Source organism: Pseudoalteromonas shioyasakiensis (assembly GCF_001550135.1).
In the GTDB taxonomy this organism is placed as follows: Bacteria; Pseudomonadota; Gammaproteobacteria; order Enterobacterales; family Alteromonadaceae; genus Pseudoalteromonas; species Pseudoalteromonas shioyasakiensis.
Window position 1 is genome coordinate 44,898 of the sequence record NZ_LRUE01000010.1, and the last position, 20,862, is coordinate 65,759.

Annotated in this window: 9 protein-coding genes; 3 read left to right on the forward strand and 6 right to left on the reverse strand. The window is 44.0% G+C overall.

What is annotated here, in order from left to right:
* The first annotated feature begins 31 nt into the window (after positions 1-31).
* Complete coding sequence (locus PASHI_RS04530) at positions 32-3,553, forward strand: ATP-binding protein (RefSeq protein ID WP_062564737.1); 3,522 nt, start codon at positions 32-34, stop codon at positions 3,551-3,553.
* A 127-nt stretch (positions 3,554-3,680) separates the two neighbouring features.
* On the forward strand, positions 3,681-5,186 hold the full coding sequence (locus PASHI_RS04535; protein ID WP_062564738.1) for a phospholipase effector Tle1 domain-containing protein: 1,506 nt from the start codon (positions 3,681-3,683) through the stop codon (positions 5,184-5,186).
* Positions 5,187-5,204: 18 nt separating this feature from the next.
* Here PASHI_RS04535 and PASHI_RS04540 read toward each other — a convergent pair whose 3' ends face one another.
* The 5 genes from PASHI_RS04540 to arfA form a co-directional block, all read right to left on the reverse strand.
* Positions 5,205-5,957, reverse strand: coding sequence for a substrate-binding periplasmic protein (locus PASHI_RS04540; protein WP_062564739.1), 753 nt, complete (start codon positions 5,955-5,957; stop codon positions 5,205-5,207).
* A gap of 759 nt (positions 5,958-6,716) precedes the next feature.
* Positions 6,717-9,350: a glycosyl hydrolase family 18 protein gene (locus PASHI_RS04545; protein ID WP_062564740.1), complete on the reverse strand. Its 2,634-nt coding sequence runs from the start codon at positions 9,348-9,350 to the stop codon at positions 6,717-6,719.
* Between the two features lie 65 nt (positions 9,351-9,415).
* Positions 9,416-11,023, reverse strand: coding sequence for a lytic polysaccharide monooxygenase (locus tag PASHI_RS04550; protein WP_062564741.1), 1,608 nt, complete (start codon positions 11,021-11,023; stop codon positions 9,416-9,418).
* Between the two features lie 52 nt (positions 11,024-11,075).
* Positions 11,076-14,252, reverse strand: coding sequence for a glycosyl hydrolase family 18 protein (locus PASHI_RS04555; protein ID WP_062564742.1), 3,177 nt, complete (start codon positions 14,250-14,252; stop codon positions 11,076-11,078).
* Between the two features lie 464 nt (positions 14,253-14,716).
* Complete coding sequence (gene arfA / locus PASHI_RS04560) at positions 14,717-14,908, reverse strand: alternative ribosome rescue factor ArfA (protein WP_054563243.1); 192 nt, start codon at positions 14,906-14,908, stop codon at positions 14,717-14,719.
* Positions 14,909-15,142: 234 nt separating this feature from the next.
* Between arfA and PASHI_RS04565 the strand changes: the two genes are divergently transcribed.
* Positions 15,143-17,014, forward strand: coding sequence for a monovalent cation:proton antiporter-2 (CPA2) family protein (locus PASHI_RS04565; RefSeq protein WP_062564743.1), 1,872 nt, complete (start codon positions 15,143-15,145; stop codon positions 17,012-17,014).
* 1,234 nt (positions 17,015-18,248) lie between these two features.
* On the opposite strand, the gene PASHI_RS04570 is transcribed toward PASHI_RS04565, so the two are convergent.
* Positions 18,249-20,792 carry a TonB-dependent receptor plug domain-containing protein gene (locus PASHI_RS04570; protein WP_062564744.1) on the reverse strand — a complete coding sequence of 848 codons (2,544 nt, stop codon included), beginning with the start codon at positions 20,790-20,792 and terminating at the stop codon, positions 18,249-18,251.
* Positions 20,793-20,862: the final 70 nt, after the last annotated feature.

A 20,862-nucleotide genomic window follows, 5' to 3' on the forward strand; every position in this document is an offset into this window, starting at 1 on the left:
GACTCACGTTTGCGGTATGGAGGGCTGAGCCATGGATTACGAAGTATTACACCAGAAAAAAACGACAACATCTGAAGGACGCTTTTTAATACCATTAGCGATTGCTTTTATAGCCGCAATTATGTGCTCAGCAATCTTCTTTTTCGAACTACAACTTCATAAAAATATTAATAACAGTGTTGCTGAACGACTGAGAGAATCAAGCGCTACCGTAGATGTGCAAGTCCATGAAAAAATAAATAAATATAAAAACGATTTACAGTTTTTATATTCCACTCCACCTATAGCAGGACTTGCCAGAGCTGCAGCAAATGGTGGTAACGACCCTCTTGATAACACTACCTCAGAGCAATGGAAAAAACGTTTAGAAACGATATTCGTTGCATTTTTACAATCAAATTCTGAATTCGAGCAATTACGTATCATCAGTACACAACAAGCAGGACAAGAACTTATCAGGGTAGACAGAGCTGCCGGTGGCATAGTTGTAAAATCCGATAATCAGTTACAGGATAAAAGTGGCCGTGATTACTACCAACAGAGTTCGCAATTACCACAGGGTGATATGTATTTATCAGCAATAACACTTAACCGGGAATATGGAAAGCTCGATTATCCATATAAGCCTATGCTGCGAATAGCCTTACCCATTTTTGATGAAAATATGCAGCGCTATGGGCTGATTATTGCAAACATTAACACCTCTCACCTATTTGCATCTCTTAATGCGATGGTACAAGCACCAAACTCATTGATCCTAACAGACAGCGAAGGCTACTTTTTAGTTCACCCAAATGAAGACTTACGCTTTAGTCGCGACTTAGCGCCAAACAAACGTTGGGACTCAGTGTATAAATCTGAACCCGCCTATCTAGAAAATATACTCAGCATTAGCTCTAACTTTGCTGGTGAACAACAATACGAAGCGTTAAGTAAACGCATACCTCTTACTGGGGATTTAGAAACCGGGTTTATAGATGCCCACATTATGCTTCCTCACTCTGAAATTAATGTGATGGAGCGCGAACAGAGGATCAGCACCTATGTTTTTTTGCTGGGTGTTTCTGCTTTTTTAGTGTTTGTGCTTGGATTTTTACATCGGAATTTAAAGCGTAATCGTGAGCTTGCCGAGGCAAGAGCAGTATCTTCAGCCATTATTAGCGGCTCAAAAGATGCCATTATTGCGGTCAGTGATATTGGTCTTGTGTCTAGTTGGAATAAAGCGGCCACTGAACTGTTTGGGTTTCAACGGGAACAAGTTCTAGGCGCTGATATAAACAAACTGAACCTATTTCCAAATATTAATATTAAAGAGGTATGTAACGAGGTTAAAAGCCAACGAAAGCAACATGAAATTGAAGTCGACTACCAGCAATCAAATCAACAAACAACTCATTTAGCACTCGCTTTTTCAGCTATTTTTGATGAACATCATCAACACAACGGCTCAGCCATCCTCATTCGCGACACTACCGTTGAAAAGCAAGCGAGCGACAAAATTAAGCAAATAAATAACGAACTCGAAATTAAAGTCGCACAAAGAACTGCCCAGCTCGAAAAAGCCAGCCAAGTTAAAAGCGCTTTTATATCCAATATCAGCCATGAAATGCGTACTCCCTTAAACGGCATTATCGGCACACTTAATTTAATTAAACGAGAGTCATTAAGTAACCAACAGCAACATTATTTAGAAATGACCGAGGTAAGCGTTAATAGCTTAAATGTGCTTATTAACGACATTCTTGATTTATCAAAAATTGAGGCTGGCAAACTCGACTTGGACAAAAAAGCGTTTAACCCTATTAATTTTTTTGAAAGCTTAAGTGGCAGCATGGCTGTTAAAGCACAAGAGAAAAACCTTGAATTTATTTTAGATATTGCCGATGTTGAGTACAGCTCGATTGTTACTGACCCTCATCGCTACTCACAAGTGCTTACCAATTTAATAAATAACGCGATCAAATTTACTAAAACAGGCTTTATAAAATTTACCGCCACAAGCAAACGACTTAGCGATGATAACGTTGAGCTATGCTGCACAATTCAAGATACTGGCATTGGTATTGCGCCTGAAAATCAAAATAAATTGTTTAGTGCTTTTACCCAAGCCGATAACAGTGTGGCCGCACAATATGGGGGCACAGGGCTTGGTTTATCGATATGTAAGCAACTAGCTAGTTTACTCAATGGACACATATCCTTTGAATCAACCGAGGGGAAAGGGAGTGCTTTCACATTTACCATTCAGTTAGACAGCCAAAATGTAGAAGAACGCCAACCAAGCAGCCGCTTAAAAGACAGCGTTTTTGCTGTGTCGGTCAAACAACCTGAGCTTGAACGAAGCCTAACAAAACTAATCTCTCATTGCGGTGGACAGCTCACGAATGTTGACCTAGAAAGCTTTGAGGTAAGCGATAACATGCCCTTTGATACGCTAATTTTAGAGCCTGGCAATCCGTTACTCGCAAAACTTGATAGCTTTAGTGAAAATACCTATGACTATAGCCTGCCCTTTAAATTAGTGGTGCTTATAAACCCAACCGAACCACCACCACAAGCTAAATTCTGTGCCTATACGCGGTTATCTAAACCTGTGCTTATCTCTGAGTTTTTACTTAAACTAGCTGATGAACGACTCATCCAAGAACAGCCAACTCAAGATACAATGCCAATGCGCCGCGAGACAGATACGCACATTCACATTGATGTTGATATTGCAGGCGCTAAAGTACTCATTGTTGATGATAACGATATTAATGCTGCAGTTGCCAAAGGCACATTAATGAGCTTGGCGCTGCGCTTTGAAATGGCATCGAATGGTAAGCAAGCCATTGAAATATTAGCAAATGCAGCAGATGGCGACCCATTCAATTGTGTTTTGATGGATTGCCAAATGCCTGTACTAAATGGCTATGATGCAGCAGCACAAATACGCAAAGGGGCTGGTGGAGAGCACCATAGCGACATTCCTATTATTGCTATGACTGCCAATGCTATGCTCGGTGAGCGTAAAAAGTGCTTAAACGCAGGTATGAACGACTACATCACAAAACCAATCAGTGCCGATAAGCTCATCACCACCACAGCAAAATGGGTTGCATCAACGTACCCTAAACATCATACAGCGCCAAAAACGATTGCTGTGTCTGAGGTAAATCAATCGCAAGCTTTACAGCAAGAAGAATTAATCGATGAAGAAAAACAGCATTGGAATCGCGAAGCAGCCCTTGGTCGCTTAATGAATAACGAAGTACTATTAAACAAAGTGAGTAAGATGTTTTTAGAAAGCTCACATAAAAAAATAACGCTACTAACACAAGCAATCAAAGACAAAGATTACCATGGGATTGCAACCACCAGCCATGCCCTAAAAGGGACCTGTGGCGATGTGGGCGCAGCCAAATTGCACCAGCACTTTACTGAGCTTGAGGTGCTGGCCGCAAGTAAGGGCAATACGCTAAAAGATATTCAACTTAAGCTACTCGAAATCGAGAAAGACTATGAGGTTCTGTTAGAAATTTTACAAAAGCATACCGTAGCCAGAGTCGGCTAATTTTATTAATAGCAAATAAATGGGCTTTGAAAATCAAAGCCCATTTTTCATTAAAGCGCCGCATATTTGTCTTCTAATTTTCATAAAGTGGGAGTATGTTTATACAAACCACTAAAGGAATGACGCTATGACCGCTAAAACGCTGATTTTCAACTTTGATGGCACAGGCAGCGAACCTCGTGATGCTGAACAATTCAGCGCTGCACACTTCAAAGAAGACGCCAGTATTTCTAATATTCTTAAACTTCATTTACTTTTTGGTGGCGCACTCAATAGTGAACCCGAAACACCATTTCCAACCCAACTTAGCTTTTATTATCAGGGTATAGGCACCCAAGGTAGCCGCTTTCGACGTTTATTTAATCAAGCCCTTGCACCAAGAGGCGATGATGTTGCCAGCATTTTAAATCGTGCTATGAGCGACTTTAAAAGCTACTACACTGTAGGTGATAAAATACTTCTGACTGGTTTTAGCCGAGGTGCTGCCCTTGCTAGGCGCTTTGCCAAATGTTTAGAGCCACTTATTAGTGATGATGTTTACTTATGTGTATTTGATACCGTTGCATCTATTGGTTTTTCAAAAGTAACAAAAGCAACCCGCGGTGCTGAGCACGTTATTTTTGAAAACTACACACTTGCAAGCAATATAAAAGCAGCCCTTCATTGCGTAGCACTTGATGAAAAGCGCCGTGCATTTGAACCCACACTTATTAATAGTGCGCCGCATGTGCAAGAGATCTGGTTTGCGGGCGCTCATTCAGATGTGGGTGGCGGCTATTATCGTGATGGTTTAGCCGACATTTGCCTGCGCTATGCAATTGAGTGGCTGATTGAACAAACCGTTGCATTAAACTTACTTACCAGTGCGGATATCAATTACAACACCTTGCTCCCAGAAGAGCATCGTAATCTCATTGCTCAAGATGATGTCACCGTAACACCAGATCCATTGGCACTAAGCCATCAGCAAAACTATTTTTGGTTTAACCCTTTGTTTAAACTGGTAGATCGCGAATGCTGTGTATTGGTTGATAACGAACAAAGCACGCTCACGCCAACTATTCATTACACAGTAGCAGAGCGTATTAATCGTTTAACAAGCTATCGCCCTGAATCGTTAAAGAGCCTTCACTACGACGTACTTTATAATGACGAAACTCGCTTAAGCTTTAAGGGTTTAAGCCCGCATATTGCGCTTGATAAACAAAATATGACGGTGCTGAGCGTAGACGAAAGTAAAGATGTGTTTGTTTATGGCGCTGAAAAATACAACCACACAGGCTTAATGTTAGAGCAAGGTGGTACGTACCGATTTATGCCTTACCCAGAGCAAACTTGGTATGACGATGGCATTAGTTGTGGCCCTGCAGGCTGGCACCGTGACAATATTCAACTAGGGGTGAAAGAAATCCCGATGGCCGTGCTTGAACCGTTTAGACGATTACCGCACGCACAATGGTTTGCGTTGATTGGCGCTATCGATAACAACGATGAGCATTTGTTTGAAATTGCTGAGGGTGCTGATATTCGTATTGCTAAATCAGGCGAGTTTTGCCCGTTTGCCAACGACCTAAACCGCTTTTATGGGGCGAATGCGGGGCGTATTAAACTGCGCGTGACTCGTTTAGGATAGTTTAGTGTTTGGGATAGTTTATTGCTTAACATAGCGAGCGATGATCTCCGTTATCGCTTGCTGGTTGTTTAAAATTGCTGAGTTAATAGCCGCTCTGTCTTCTGCTAAAAGGGTTGTTTCGCTCAGCATAAAATAAACGCTGTCATTATTGACAATATACGGATGCAGCTCGATACCCTGCTGATTATTTTTTTGAATTAAATATAAACCAGCTAGTTCATCATCAACAAAAAAATCGACCCGCCTAGCAACTAGCATAGCGAGACGCTGACGCAAAGATGACACAGTAACGAGTTGTTCTTTATATTTTGCGTCTTCTTTAAAATGAGTGAAGTCAGGGCCAAAGTAACTACCACTGTTAGTTAAAATAACTTGCTGATGTTCGAGCAGCCCTTGTAAATCAAGAGATTCTAACCGGCCATGCGGGTACCAAAACAAGCGCATCACTTCATTACGGTAAGGCTTGGAAAAGAAACTAAAAGAGTCACGTTCTGTGCTATAGCTTGCCGCGGGTAGTAAATCGACTTTACCGTGCTTAAGCTCTGCAAAGCCGCGTTTAGATGAAGGCATAACAACGTATTTAGCGCAAAATCCTGCCTCTTTTAGCACTAAATTAACCACATCAATATCAATGCCAGTAAGCTTGCCATTTTGCTTAAAAGCATAAGGTGCCCACTGCTGACTAATCCCCACTTTTAGGGTTTTATCGCAGCTAAAAGCCGAGTTACTCAATACAGCAACAACAAGTAAAAACAGCGCTTTTAACCCCATTAAGCCACCTTAGTTTAAATACTTACAGATCATATTATTCAAGTATGGTTGATAATGTCTGAAAGACCAATGTGTGATGTGGGAAACCATAAGTTAGCGAGTTTCAAGGGGAAAGAGTAAAGTTGCGAGGTGCGAGGTGCGAGGTACGAGTCTGTAGCAGCGATTTTACATCGCGTTTGATTGATTGGTTTATCTTTTAAAATAAAAAGGTTTACATGGATTATGTTGGGTATCGCTCCGCTCGACCCAACCTACCCTAAAAATGTGCAGTTCAAATGCTGAGAAAAGCACACGACCTAATCAACCCCACTGATCGACTGACATCTAATATCTGACCTCTAACGACTAAAAGCCAGCGATTTTACATCGCGTCCTAGCGCCTAAAACCTAGCGCCTGATGTTTCCCCCGTAGGCGTGAAACTTGTTTCGCGCGTCTGACCGCTGAAGGCGGAGTAGGTCGTCATTTATGGCGACACAAAACCGTTAACATAAACGGGCTAAAGCCCGACCTACAAGTTATTTTAGTGGTTTAAATACTCCTCCCGCGAAATAAATTTCAAACATTTCACTTTAATTGTCGCGGCATAAAGCCGCTGCTACAGGTCGTCTGACCGCTGAAGGCTGAAAGCTGACAGCTTCTTTCCCCTTTCCCCTCGCTAACTTTACTCTTTCTAACTTCCCCCCACAAAAAAGCAGCCATAAGGCTGCTTTGAAGGGAAATCACATTTTAATGATGGGCATTAAATGTGGTTATTACACTTAAAGTGCTTTCCATACATCCGCGACACCTGGCTCGTCTCCTTGAGTCCACCATTTCGCTTCGTATTTATTACCTTGGTAAGTGACTTGGTCGCCACCGTTGTAGATACCCGCAGCTTGCCACACAACATCACCGTTCCCATCGGTTGGTTGTGAAGTTGCTTCCCATGGGCCGCCTAAATCAGGGCGCTCACCTTGTGTCCACCACTTAGCGGTGTACTCTACGCCGTTATAAATCACCGTATCACCACCAACATAAGTCGCCGCTGCATCCCATGTGGTTTCACCATCTGGCGGAGTTGTTGTACCAGAATCTGTCACGGTGACATTAAAGCTCACTGCTGTTGCAGTTTGACCATCACTTACCGAAACCGACACAACATAACTTGTATCTGCATCAACGCTGCCCGCTTGTAAACTCACATCAGCACCAGAGCCTACTAACGTTAAGCCTGCTGGCACTGTCCAGCTGTATGAAAGCGTATCTCCATCAGCATCAGATGCCGAAACAGCCACGTCCACACTCGCGTCTTCTGCCACTGTTTTATCAGTAATTGCCGCAACGACTGGTGCTTGGTTCTCGCCTGTCGTTGGTGCTACTACATTCACTGTAACGTTACGGCTTACACTTGCCTCGCCATCGCTCACACTGACAGTAACCGTGTATTGCGTATCAGCACTCACTGATGGCGCTGTGATTACAAGGGTATTTGAATTTTCACCGCTTACTGTTAACGCACTGTCAGCTGTCCAGCTAAAGCTTAGCGGATCGTTATCAGCATCTGTTGCCGATGCACTAACAGATACACTTTCGCCAGAGTTAACAGATACAGTGCTTGATACAGATACCACTGGCGCTCTATTGCTAGGCTCAGTGACGGTACCACCAAGTGCCTCGTGCATGGCATTAAGAATATCGCCATTATCAGCATCAATTTCCCATGCAAACAGACCACCTAAATTATATTGATTAACATAAGCACCTTTTGCCAAAACAGAACGACGGTTATCGTATGTAATTAATTTACCGTTGCTACGGTTCCATACATAAGCGGCTTCGGCTTGTTCGTCATAACCTGTTTCAAACCCATTGATGCCATTTTCTGCAGCGCCCAACATGTAAGTTTTGATGCCTTTGTAATCAATAACACCGTCTTCCCATACGCCTTGCGCTGTAGTGCCTTTAAGTTTGCCGTTTCCTGGTGCTGTCATAGGGTTATCAGCGATAGTCGCGTTTTCTGGATAAACACCTTCCCAGCCACGGCCATACATAGCAGCACCTACCACGATTTTCTTCGATGGTACGTTTTGCGCAAGTAGATTTTGCACTGCATTATCAGTTGTATAAGCAGGGCCTTTATATGGAACGCCTTCTTCATCAACACCCGTGCCATCACACTGACCAACACGGAAATGCGATGAACAATAAAGCGCAGCCTGATGGCCAGTTACATTGCTCCATGCACCATAGTAGTCGTAGCTCATTAAGAAAATGTAATCCATATATTGCTGAGCTTGTGAGTAGTCGACATCTTCAATTTTGTCGTAACCAGCACCAATCGCTGATGTTAACTCATACTCACGACCTGTCTCTGCTTCAAGCTTATCAAGCATCGCGCGCAGCTCTTGCATTAACGCAACGTATGCTGGGCCGTCAGCAACTGGGTCGCCTAAGTTTGGATTAGCCCCCTGACCACCTGGGTATTCCCAGTCAATATCAACACCGTCGTAGAACTTCCACGTTCTTAAAAACTCTTCCATTGATGCCACAAATGTGTCGCGGTTTGCTTTATCGGTAAAGTAGGCAAATGGGTCTGATAAAGTCCAACCACCCACTGATGGTAAAATTTTCAGATCAGGGTAGCGCTGCTTTAACGCCATTAACTGCGAATACGTACCACGAATTGGGTCATTACTATCAACACCCGGTAGCGCTTTTTGAATCGCAGCCCAAGGGTCGTGGATCACCACTTCAAAATCTTGCGAGCCTGCACAGGCAGTATTTAACGCGTTTTTAGGCCCACCTGTTAACGAGTCATTAGGTCCACAAATTGGAATAAATCCATACAAGATATGACTGAGGTTTTGCGCTGGGATATTAGTTACGTCGAAATCGCGACCATAAATACCCCATTCAACAAAGTAGGCACCGGTTACAAGGCCATCTTTAGTGCCAATATTTTGGTTATTTGGATCATAATCCATCGGCAATGGCGCTAAGTGTCCACCATCTGTATCGGCAATAACAATTGGCTTACCTTCACTGCGAGCACAGGTGGTACCGCCTTCACATAGTTCTACATATAATGTGTGACGACCTGCTTTATCATACGGGAAGCTAATAACACCACTTTTAGTGCCTGCTGCCAGCGAGCCTTCATTAACCAACATATCATCGAAATACACTTTATAGCTGTCGCCGCCATCCCCACTCCATGCGTTCCATTCAATGCTGATAGTGACTTCATCAACGCGGTTCACCAAGCTCTTATATGAACCTGTGCCCTCAAGATCAACCTCAACAAATGAGTATTCTTGTGGCTCCCAAATAATGGTTGGTGTTGAAGGTGCTGCATTCGCTGCACTTGCAAAGAGTGCAACACCAATGGCTGCGGTTAATTGTTTTATATTCATGATTCTCTCTTATCTGTTTTTATATAGCGTTACGCTGTTATTGATAAAGTTTGAACTACAAAACTTTAGATTTCTGTCCATACTTGGCTGGCACCCGGTACATCTCCTTGGGTCCACCACTGCGCTCGATAGCGCTGTCCTTGATAGGTTACTTCGTCGCCGCCTTGATAGGCTTTGCCGCTGTTCCATTCGATTGATGCACTGCCAGATTCAAGCTGCCATGCATCACTACTGTCTGGTTGTGCGCCTTGGTTCCACCATTTCGCGCTGTAGATTCCACCGTTGAAACTCACTTTATCGCCCGTGTTGTATTGGCTTGTGCTATTCCAAGCAGGCACGCTCGGATCAACTGGATCAGGGTCGACCACAGTGCTATTAAGCACAGTCACGGTAAAACTTACTTGGCTTGTGAGCTCGCCATCTGACACAGATACACTTACGGTGTAACTTGCATTAGCATCCACAGCAGGGGCGTTTAGCGTGATGTTGGCATCATTACCCGTAAAGCTCAGTGGTGCCGGTACATCCCAGCTATAAGTTAAGGTGCTTTGCTGATCATCAAAGGCGTGCAGGTGTATCGCAGTGCTGCTTTCTTCTTCGACTTGAAGGTCATCTGGTTGATGAATTCTCGGCGCGGTATTGTCAGGAGCTGCTTGTATGCTTAGTGCAAAGCTGTAGTTTACATTCGTTGTAAAGACCTGATTAGTCATTAAATCAGACGCATCAAAGGCAATATCTCCGGCGCTATTTTGCACGCCAATATTAACTAAGTGCGCGTAATTAAGGTTTAACAGCGCTGCAAATTCAGCCTGCCAATTAGCTTGATTATCAGCTGTGATCTGCATTTGTTGAGTAAGTAACTCTTGGCCATTTTCATCAAATAACCGAGCTGACACACTACCGCCAACCTCAGCGTCTTGTCCTTGACGAACAAAGTAGCTGATTGCTGTCCAATCGCTTGGCTCTGTCGGGGTCGCATCGCTAACGATATTAATATCGCTACAGTTGTAGAAGCCTTCGCCACCGGCATCATCTCGTTGCCAACGCGTGTATAAAATGGCATCGCCACTGCGCCCTTGTGGAATCGATACGCTCATTTCATAGTAACGGTCGTTGTTAGCATCAATGCTAAAATCAAGATTACCGTACTCTTCAACAAGCTCTAGGTCATCCCAAGTAAGCACTTGAGTCGCACTATCAAAGCCCGGTTTTGTTAAATAAAACTGCCAAAAACTCGGGTTATGCGGCGTACTCGCTAAAAAGCGCACTAAAATATCGCCATTTGCATTAGGAATAACCTCACTGCGTTGCCAATGCGCTGAAGGTAAATCCATACCGCGTTTTTCTGGGTCGCCTGCGGCACATAATCGGCCATCAGGTACACTTTGTTTTACTGCTTCAAGGTCAGTGTAGTTAACCGTATTTGCCGAGTATTCAATGTCTTGCACAAACTGCACATGCCCTGCTTCAACAAACGCTGCGCGACAAGCAAGGTTAGGGATCCCCGTGCCATCCGCAGGCCACCAGTACCCGCCATCGGCATTACAAAATGCTTGGCGCGCCTTCGGGCTCTCTAAGAATCCGTGGGCATTCACATGGCTTGATGCACAGGCAAGCAGCATGCTGGTTGCCACTGCCGATAAAGACAATGCCTTTGATTTCATTACTTTCATTGTTGTTCTCGCTGTAGAAATGCGGAGCAAAGTGCTTGCTCCGCTTAGTTGGTTAAAGCGTGCAACTCACCGTCCAGTCAGCCGATGTGCCTGGCTCTGTGCTCGTCCACCACTTTGCTTCGTAAATCACGTTGTTGTGATTCATTAAGTCGCCGCCAACAGCATGGCTTGGGTTACCAGCCCAGTCAGTTTGCGGCCAATTTGGATACACAGGGATGCTTGCTACATCAACACCATTACAGCTTCCCTCGCCACCCGTATCACCACCGGTATCACCACCGGTATCACCGCCAGTATCACCACTGCCTGCAGTGCCATCTGGTAGCATTGGGTATTCGTATTTAAAAGCGTAAGTTTTGCCATTTTTCTCAATAGTGAAATTAGTTGGCCCCGTAATTGGCATGTAGTACATAACTTGTGCCTCAACGGTTTCACCTGTGTTAAATGACTTTTCGATACCGCCCCACTCATTCACTAAGGTGATTGAAAAACGATGGAACTCATTTTCAAAGCCGCCGATATTATCGCCAGCTGCATTCGAGCCATTCGCTTCAACAGCCATGCCGAGCTTTTCTTGTGCATTCCAATTTGATTTGAAAATTGCCGAGGTAGAAACGGGCACATCAAAGCTGATTTTTGCGCCGCTTAAGTCGATATCTGAGTTATTGGTGAATGCGAATGTAGGTGAAATTGGGTAGTTATCATCACCAATTGGGAAGTCTTTCACTGTAAAGCTTACGTCTACAGCTTCGCTTGGCAGGGTAAAATCGACATTGCCTTGATGAGTGTTGTAAGCCACACCACTTTGGTTAAATTTATCGTAAGCAAGTGTGGTTAAGCTTGAGCCCATGAAGTACTCACCTTTCGCTGAGTCATAATCATAGTCACCAGCAAGCTCCCAGAACATAATGCCACCAAGGCCATTGTTGATAACATAATCAACTTTGGTTGCCATTGATTGCTCATCTTCAATTGATAAGAATACCTTTTTCTCTGCATTCCATAGCCATGGAGCAACCGCTACATCATCGTAAAAACGTGTGTAAGTACCCGTTAATACATCATCTGCATCGGTTTCTGGCGTTAGGCCATAGATTTCAAGGTAAGAAGGGTTAATGCCATTTTCGAGATTTTTCGCATGCCATAGCGGGTTCGAACCTGCTGGCATTTCTTCACCAACATCGTTCTTATCGTGCCATAGGTTATCTATGCCAAGTGCGCCATTACCGCATTGGTTTTTCTCACCAACGCCTGTCCCTTTAGCACATTTTGATTGATCTGGCAGCGCTGCTTGGCCCCATAAACCATTAGTACCGCCCGACACATCTTTAAAGCCACGGGTGTAATATGGAATACCAATATTGATTCGACCCGCAGAGACCGCACCGCGGAAGTAACGCACAGCCCAATCCGTATTTAAGTAACCAATACCTTCAAACTCAGCGGTGGTATAAACGCCCCATTGCGCTAATTCAGAATCAAGACCGGTATCAAACAAGGCTGCGTTGTGGCCTACATGTGAATTCCATGCACCATGTAAGTCATAAGACATAATGTTAACGTAATCGAGATACTTCACGCTTTGGAATGTTTCCATACCACGTAATAAGTAACCTGAAGATGGCGAAGCAATTGTTAACAAATAATGCTTACCTGCCTTTTCACCTGCAATATCAAGTTCTTCACGTAGTTTTTGCATCAATACGCGATACGAGGCATTAAGACCTGCACGACGTGCATTAGAGATAGGAAAATCATCAGGGTGGCCTGAGTCATTCATTGACGATGGGTATTCGTAATCAATATCGACACCATCAAAGCCGTAGGTTTCAATAAATTCAACGGCACTTTTCGCAAAGGCATCAATTCCCGCTTGATTCACGGAGCCATCGGCATTGGTTGTCATCGTGTAGAAACCACCGCTATTTACGCGAGTACCGTCTTCACCAAAATAACCGCCAGTTTCAGCCCAACCACCTACAGAGATTAAGGTTTTTACATCTGGGTGTTGTTTTTTGAATTTATTGAGTAAGTTAAAGTGACCTGTGTAACTAAAACTTGGATCCATTTCAGCGCCTGTAACGCCCGGCCAAGTCATATTTGTCGCTGGGTTGCCAGCTGCATTGGGATCACCAATCGAGACCTTGTTATTGCCATCAACATGCGCAAAGGCATAGTTAATATGGGTGATCTTGTCCCAAGGGATATCATTCACTAAGTAGCTTGGCTGACCATTGGCACCATTTCGCCAACTCGTAAAATAACCAATAACTCGGCGTGGATGATCGGCGCCCATTTTCTCGCGGCCATTTGTATCATACACACTACAGTATGGGGTATTCACACCCGGTGTTTGGTATAAGCCTTGCGGTTTACAATCGCTACCAGGTTCTGTTGCTTCAACAACATTAACAACTTTGCTTTGTGTATCCGTCGCGCCTTCGTTATCGGTCACCGTTAAGGTAAATGAAAATTGCCCAAGTGCTGGAGCCTGCCACGTATAACTTGAAGAAGCGGCACTTGCTTGATGAACTTCAGTGCTGTTTTCAGTTAACGATAACGCAGTCACTTGGCCATCGCTATCAGTGCCAGAAAGCGCAAACACCACACTGTCACCCACAGTTACTTGTGATGGCAGTGAGCTAAATTCAATGCTTGCCACTGGCGCTTGGTTAACCGGCTCAACGTCATCAGACACACTCACTGAATGTGCAACCGCTGTAGAGGTTAGCCCCAAATCATCCGTTGCGACCGCGCTTATCACATGGCTGCCTTGCGTTGCTTGCCAGCTCGCTGAATAAGGTGCGCTTGTCACTACACTCAGCGATGTACCATCAACAAAAAACTCTACACTTGCCACGCTACCATCAGGATCAGCGGCGACAGCGCTTATGACAACGCTGTCACTTGTGGTAAATAAAGAACCCTCTGCGGGTGTTAAGCTGCTAATTTGAGGTGCTTGATTCTCATTGACAACGCTGTCACAAACACTCAATAAACGCCACTCTTGATCGACACCAGAAGTCTCCACAGGGTTGGTTTGCGTCCACCACTTCGCTTCATAAGCGCTACCTTGTGCCTGAACCTGATCACCACCAACATGTGTTTGCCCTTGTTGCCACACTTCTAAGTTGCTGCAATCAATCGCAGCCTGTGCTGTAAAGCCGTATAAACCTAGTGACAGCGCACTCAGTTTAAAGGCATTTCTTATTAATTTATGCGAGCTCATTCGCTCCCTCCGCCCAAAGTTTTAATAACATTTATTTTACAAATCCAACTTTAAAGTAACACAAAGCGCTATTACGTCAAGCTTGTATTTACCTTTAAAGGGTAAAATAAACACACTTTTTGATGCGAGATTCAGTTAAAACCACTAAAAAAGAATTAATTATTTTTATCAACAAGCAAAAACGAGGATGATTCTACCGAGTAAGAATGAACATAAAGTTAACAATATTTTAACCATGGAAAGCACGGCACTTCTGGCTTGTATAAAAAACAAGCAACGTTTGTGTGAGGGTAGGCGAAAATAATTACCGTATCGATTATGGGTATATAACGAATAAATTAGTTTTCAGGTAATAATTTCTATAAAAATAGAGTGAAAATTATTCTTAACACGAAATTTAGTCATAAAAAAAGCAAACACTCAGTGTTTGCTTTTCACAAAAATCCTATTTGATCACAACTTAATTAAGCAGCGATTAAATAGGACTCTCGTCCTGCATGTTTTGCCTTACGTTGATATGCACCTTTACCTTTTTTAGGCTTCTCTACTTTTGCTGTGAACAGCTTAGATGTCACCATTGCGGCGTACACATTATCGTTAATGACACCGCGACCAGTATCTACTTGGCCTTGTGTGCGTTGTTTCTTTTTGCTCATTTTTTGCTCCTATTAAATGTGTTGCGAGTATATACCTAGCCTAGCGCTACGCAAGTATTTTTAAGGAAAAATCGATGATTTTTTACCCCTTACTTTGTCTTACTCGTTTTGACTAAACACCATGCCTTGTTGTCATTTTACTGACTAAATTCGTATTTTGATTGCATTCACTACCTAACTGCTGGCAAAACTAGCGAAAACAACCATAGTTAATTAAAAACAAACAGGATTACGATGACTGACTTTCTCTTAATCGCCTATATATTCCTCATTGCAGGCATTATCGCCGTGCCTATTGCCAGCAAATTTGGGCTTGGCTCTGTGCTTGGCTATTTACTCGCAGGTATTGTTATTGGGCCAACACTGACATTTTTAAATGTTGATGTGATTGCCATCCAGCATTTTGCTGAGTTTGGTGTAGTAATGATGCTGTTTATTGTTGGCTTAGAACTTGAACCCAAAGCGCTTTGGTCAATGCGAAAACAGCTTATTGGCCTTGGTGGCGGACAAGTGATTTTATCAGCTGCCGCGTTTACTGGGATTGGTTTAGCATTTGGCCATGCTTGGCAAACAGCACTTACAATAGGCTTAATTTTATCGCTTTCATCGACCGCGATTGTGCTGCAAACGCTTTCAGAGCGCGGGCTATTAAAATCAGATGGTGGCCAAGCCTCATTTAGCGTACTACTCACCCAAGACATAGCCGTTATTCCTATGCTTGCGTTTATTCCCTTGCTTGCTTTACCTGAATTAGCACCCGCCATTGCAGGTACAGCCCATGCAAGCGAAGACGGTCATGGTGGTTTGAGTTTGGTAGCAAACCTTGAGAGCTGGCAAGCAGCGCTGGTTACTTTAGGTATGATTACGCTCGTCGTTTTTGGCGGTAACTACTTAACCGCACCGATTTTTAGATTTGTTGCACAAGCACGGCTTCGCGAGCTATTTACCGCTACAGCCTTATTCTTCGTGATTGGTATCGCTTTGATGATGTCATTAGTTGGCTTATCACCTGCACTTGGCACCTTTTTAGCGGGTGTTGTGCTTGCAAATTCACCTTATAAACATGAGCTTGAAAGTAATATCGATCCCTTCAAAGGGCTATTACTTGGATTATTCTTTATCACCGTTGGCGCAAGTATCAATTTTCAATTACTCGCAGATAACCTAGCTACCATCGTGCTATTAACCGGCGCACTGATTGCAACTAAAACAGTTGTGCTATTAATTTTAGGCCGCATTTTTGGCTTAAGAGGCGCCGCACTTTGGTTGTTAGCACTAGGGCTTGCACAAGCTGGTGAGTTTGGTTTTGTACTACTGGCTTACAGTGTGTCTAATAATGTTTTAGCCGCAGCCGTTGCCGACCAACTATTACTGGTTGTGACCTTATCAATGCTGCTTTCGCCGGGGTTATTTATTCTCTATCAACGTGTGATAGCACCGCGCTTTATTTGTGAGCAAGCAGGAAAAGAAACAGAAGAGTTCCCTGATGATAGCCATGTGATCATCGCAGGCTCAGGCAGAATGGGTGGGCTGGTTGACCGTATTTTACAAGCTGGCGGCTATAAAACCACCGTGATTGATTACAACTACAAACAACTTGAGGCCCTTGAGCGTGTTGGTATTCGTAACTTTTTTGGTGATGCCACTCGACCAGATCTACTCAGTGCTGCAGGCATTGAAGATGCAAAACTGCTGGTTGTTGCGCTTGATGATGCCGAACAAATCACTAAATTAGTTCGCTATGCGATGCAAAATTACCCGCATTTACATGTGGTTGCCCGCGCCGTAGACCGCCATCATGTATACGATTTATGGGCTTACGGCTGTCGAGATATTATTCGCGAAACCTACGACAGCACCATGCGCATGGGCCGTTCATCATTTGAAGCACTCGGTATTGAACGAGAAAAAGCCCAAGAAATGGTCGATATTTTCAGTGAGTTTGATAAAGAAATGCTACGAGAAGCTGCCGATGTCTACGAGATCGGCGTGCCATTCGAAGAAAACCATGCCTATATCGAACGTATCACCAAATTATTCGATGAAAAAGAACCCGAAATAAAACAACAAATGCGCGAGATATGCGAGCGAGTTAAAAGGGACTAGGTTCGAGATCCGAGAGGCTAGGCTCTAGGGACTAGGAGCTAGGTTCGAGATGCGAGGTGAGAGATACGAGATACGAGATACGAGATACGAGATGCGAGATGCGAGGTGCTAGGTGCTAGGTGCGAGATGCGAGGTGAGAGATGTGAGGTACGAGATGCGTGGTGAGAGATACGAGATACGAGAGTAAACGCGATATAAATTTGATGCGTTAGTAGGAATGGCTTCAGCCATGAGCTCTCAAACACCACACAAATGTAAAACTAGTAGACGTAGGCGTGAAATTTATTTCGCGCGCCATGCAAGCATAACGCCTACGTAGCTAGGTTCGAGGTTCGAGGTTCGAGGTTCGAGATACGAGGTGCGAGATACGAGAGTAAACGCGATATAAATCTGATGCGTTCGTAGGAATGGCTTCAGCCATGAACTCTCAAACACCACACAAATATAAGACTACTCGACGTAGGCGTGAAATTTATTTCGCGCGCCATGCAAGCATAACGCCTACGTAGCAGCGGCTTTATTCCGCGCCATTGGTGAGGGATGTGAATTATGAGATGAGATGTTCGAGGTGTTAGGAGCTAGGAGCTAGGTGCGAGATGCGTGGTGAGAGATACGAGATACGAGAGTAAACGCGATATAAATCTGATGCGTTCGTAGGAATGGCTTCAGCCATGAGCTCTCAAACACCACTCAAATGTAAAACTAGTAGACGTAGGCGTGAAATTTATTTCGCGCGCCATGCAAGCATAACGCCTACGTAGCTAGGTTCGAGGTTCGAGGTTCGAGGTTCGAGATACGAGGTGCGAGATACGAGAGTAAACGCGATATAAATCTGATGCGTTCGTAGGAATGGCTTCAGCCATGAGCTCTCAAACACCACTCAAATGTAAAACTAGTAGACGTAGGCGTGAAATTTATTTCGCGCGCCATGCAAGCATAACGCCTACATGGCTAGGTTCGAGAGAAACGCGATATAAAATCGCTGCTACAGACTCGTGTCTCGCATCTCATGTCTCGTATCTCGCACCTCGAAACTCGCTAACTTTCCCCTTTACTCTCGCTAACTTTCCTCTTTACTCTCGCTAACTTTCCCCTTTACTCTCGCTAACTTTCCCCTTGCAACTTTCTAATTAAAGACAGCTGTCATTAATTAGAGTGAAAAATGTCGAATACTACAATTAAGCAAAAAAATAGCGCCGTTAGGCGCTATTTAAGTTTCATATCAACTTAGGAATTAAAAACTAAAACTTAATTTTGCGTAGTAGGTCATACCATCAAAGCCATAAGGTAGTGCTCGAACAGGGTATTTAAAAGCTTTATTCGTAATAAAATCAAGCGCTTCATCTTCACCTAGCTCGTCTGGCGTTACATCAAAGATATTATCAATACCCGCCGATAGCATGAGTTCGTCTGTTAGCTGATAGCCCACGTTAACATCCACTAATACCGCTGATTCTACCGTGCTTGTGTCTTTAAACTCACCGGTAGGTGATAACTCATCAGGTAAACCAATGTGGTCATTACCAAAGTATTTAACGTCTGTTTCACCATAGTAGTTAAAGCGTAGCATGCTGTTGAAATCGCCACGATCGTATTCAAACGTTAGCGTTGCACGCTCACCAGGTTGACCGTCTGTTAAGAAACTACGTTGTAAATCATCAAGGGCGATTGACTCAGGAATCCCCTCAGGTGCATTTACATCATCAATTTCAGTTTCGTTAATGTTACCCGCAAAGGTTGCTGAGAAATTACCGTCATACAAATCGGTGCGGTACGAAGCAATAATATCAACCCCTTTGGTGGTTGAATCAACTGAGTTTGAGAAGTAGTTAGCTTGCTGTGCTCCTGTTGCATTAAGCGCGGCCACGGCCTCGGCACTAAATGAAACATCGTCCGCCGACATTAAGCTGCCAAGGGTAATTCTGTCTTTAATAGCAACATGGTAAAAATCAACGGTTAGCGATAAATCGCTAGTTACGTTGTAAACAAAACCTGCACTTAAGTTTTCTGAGCTTTCAAGGCCAAGGCTATCAACGCCAAGTGCTGATGGGAAATCAGAGCCCGCTGTTGCTGTGAATGATTGCAATAACACGCCACCAGCACCTAAGTTGGTGGTGTAGGCTGTATAGGCACTTTGTTGCAGTGATGGTGCTCTAAAGCCAGAAGAAATCGCACCACGCACGGCAAAGTCATCGGTAATTTCATAGCGCGTTGCTAGCTTACCAATGATGTCATCACCTGCATCAGAGAAGTCTTCATAACGAAGCGCTGTACTTACTTGCCATGCGTCCGTGATCAGCGTTTCGGCATTTACATAAAATGCATAGCTGTGACGGCTCTCTTTGTTTGACGCTTCAGGGCGTAAACCGTTATAAGCTTGGAAACCACACTCAGCGAATACGCTGCTGTCGTTTACCGCAGGGTATGAGGTATCTGAATTAGCTAAACCACATGCATAAGAGGCTTCTTCGCCCGGCACGATTTCATAATTTTCTTTACGGTACTCAGCACCCACAGATACGTATAATGGCTCGCTGCGACCAATATCTACAATACCATTAAGGTCTGCATTAACGGTTGTTTGATCAAATCTAAAGCCACCTGAGTATCCGCCTGAAGGGCCCGCATTAGCAGCAATATCAGCATCACTTGCATCTGGGTTATTCGCCACATATTCAGCAGCATACGACGCATTTAGAGTATTTTTTGAAGTGAAATCATAGCTATTCTCACCATATACGGCAGATACGTCATAGCTCCAATCTGGATTTAGCTCTCCGCGCAAACCAAGTGAAAACGAAATATCTTCGGCTTCGTTATCGATACGAGGTAAAAAGCCATCGCCATATACTTGCACAACGTTCTTCGCTGCTTGGTCAAAGTTACGGTAAAAACCATTACCTAGGGCAGTACGGTTTGAGTATCCGCCAAATGAGTAAAGCTCGGTCTCACCAAATGGTAATGCCATGTTATAAAACACAGAGGTAAATTCGCTATCAGCATTCCCCTGTCCCCAACGAACTTCGTCAGACAGCGTACCGGCTGGTACATCAACTGAGCCTCCAGTATCACGTTCAGCTCGGTTGGTGCCATCAGCATCACGGTATTCTAAAGAAAAGTTAATGAAGCCGCCTTCATCACCTAAATCAAAGCCACGGTTTAAACCCATTGAAATAGTGTCACCATCGCCTTCACCCGTGCTACCCGCTTGCACATAGCCCGTTGTAACACCCGTTGAATCGTTTAACGATAAGTTGATAACACCGGCTATCGCATCAGAACCATATTGCGCAGCAGCACCATCACGAAGTACTTCAACGCCTTTTAACGCAGTAAGCGGAATCGCATTCATATCGGTACCCGCAGCACCGGCACCTACAGTACCATTTAAACCAAAAATAGATTGGTTATGGCGGCGTTTACCATTTATAAGCACTAACGTTTGGTCTGGCTGTAAACCACGAAGAGTCGCAGGTCTAAATAAGTCAGAGCCATCTGACACTTGCGTACGAGAAAAGTTAAATGAAGGAGCCGTCGCTTGCAGACTTTGGCCCAGTTCAGTGAAACCACCTTTGTTTAAGTCGTCAGCATCAATCAAATCAACCGGCGATGTTGATTCGGTAGCCGTACGATTGGCAACTCGTGAGCCTAATACAGAGATTTGTTCGATGTTTTTATCTGCTTTCGCAGCAGATGCTTGCTCTGCTGCCTGCACTGAAGTCGCAGAAACAGCCACACTAACCGCAACGGCCAGCATACTTAAAGAATGTGTTGTCATGTGTATCCTGTTGATATTCAGGCTTTCCTTAAAACAAAAAGACGCCCCTTTTGGAGAAATTAAGAAAAGC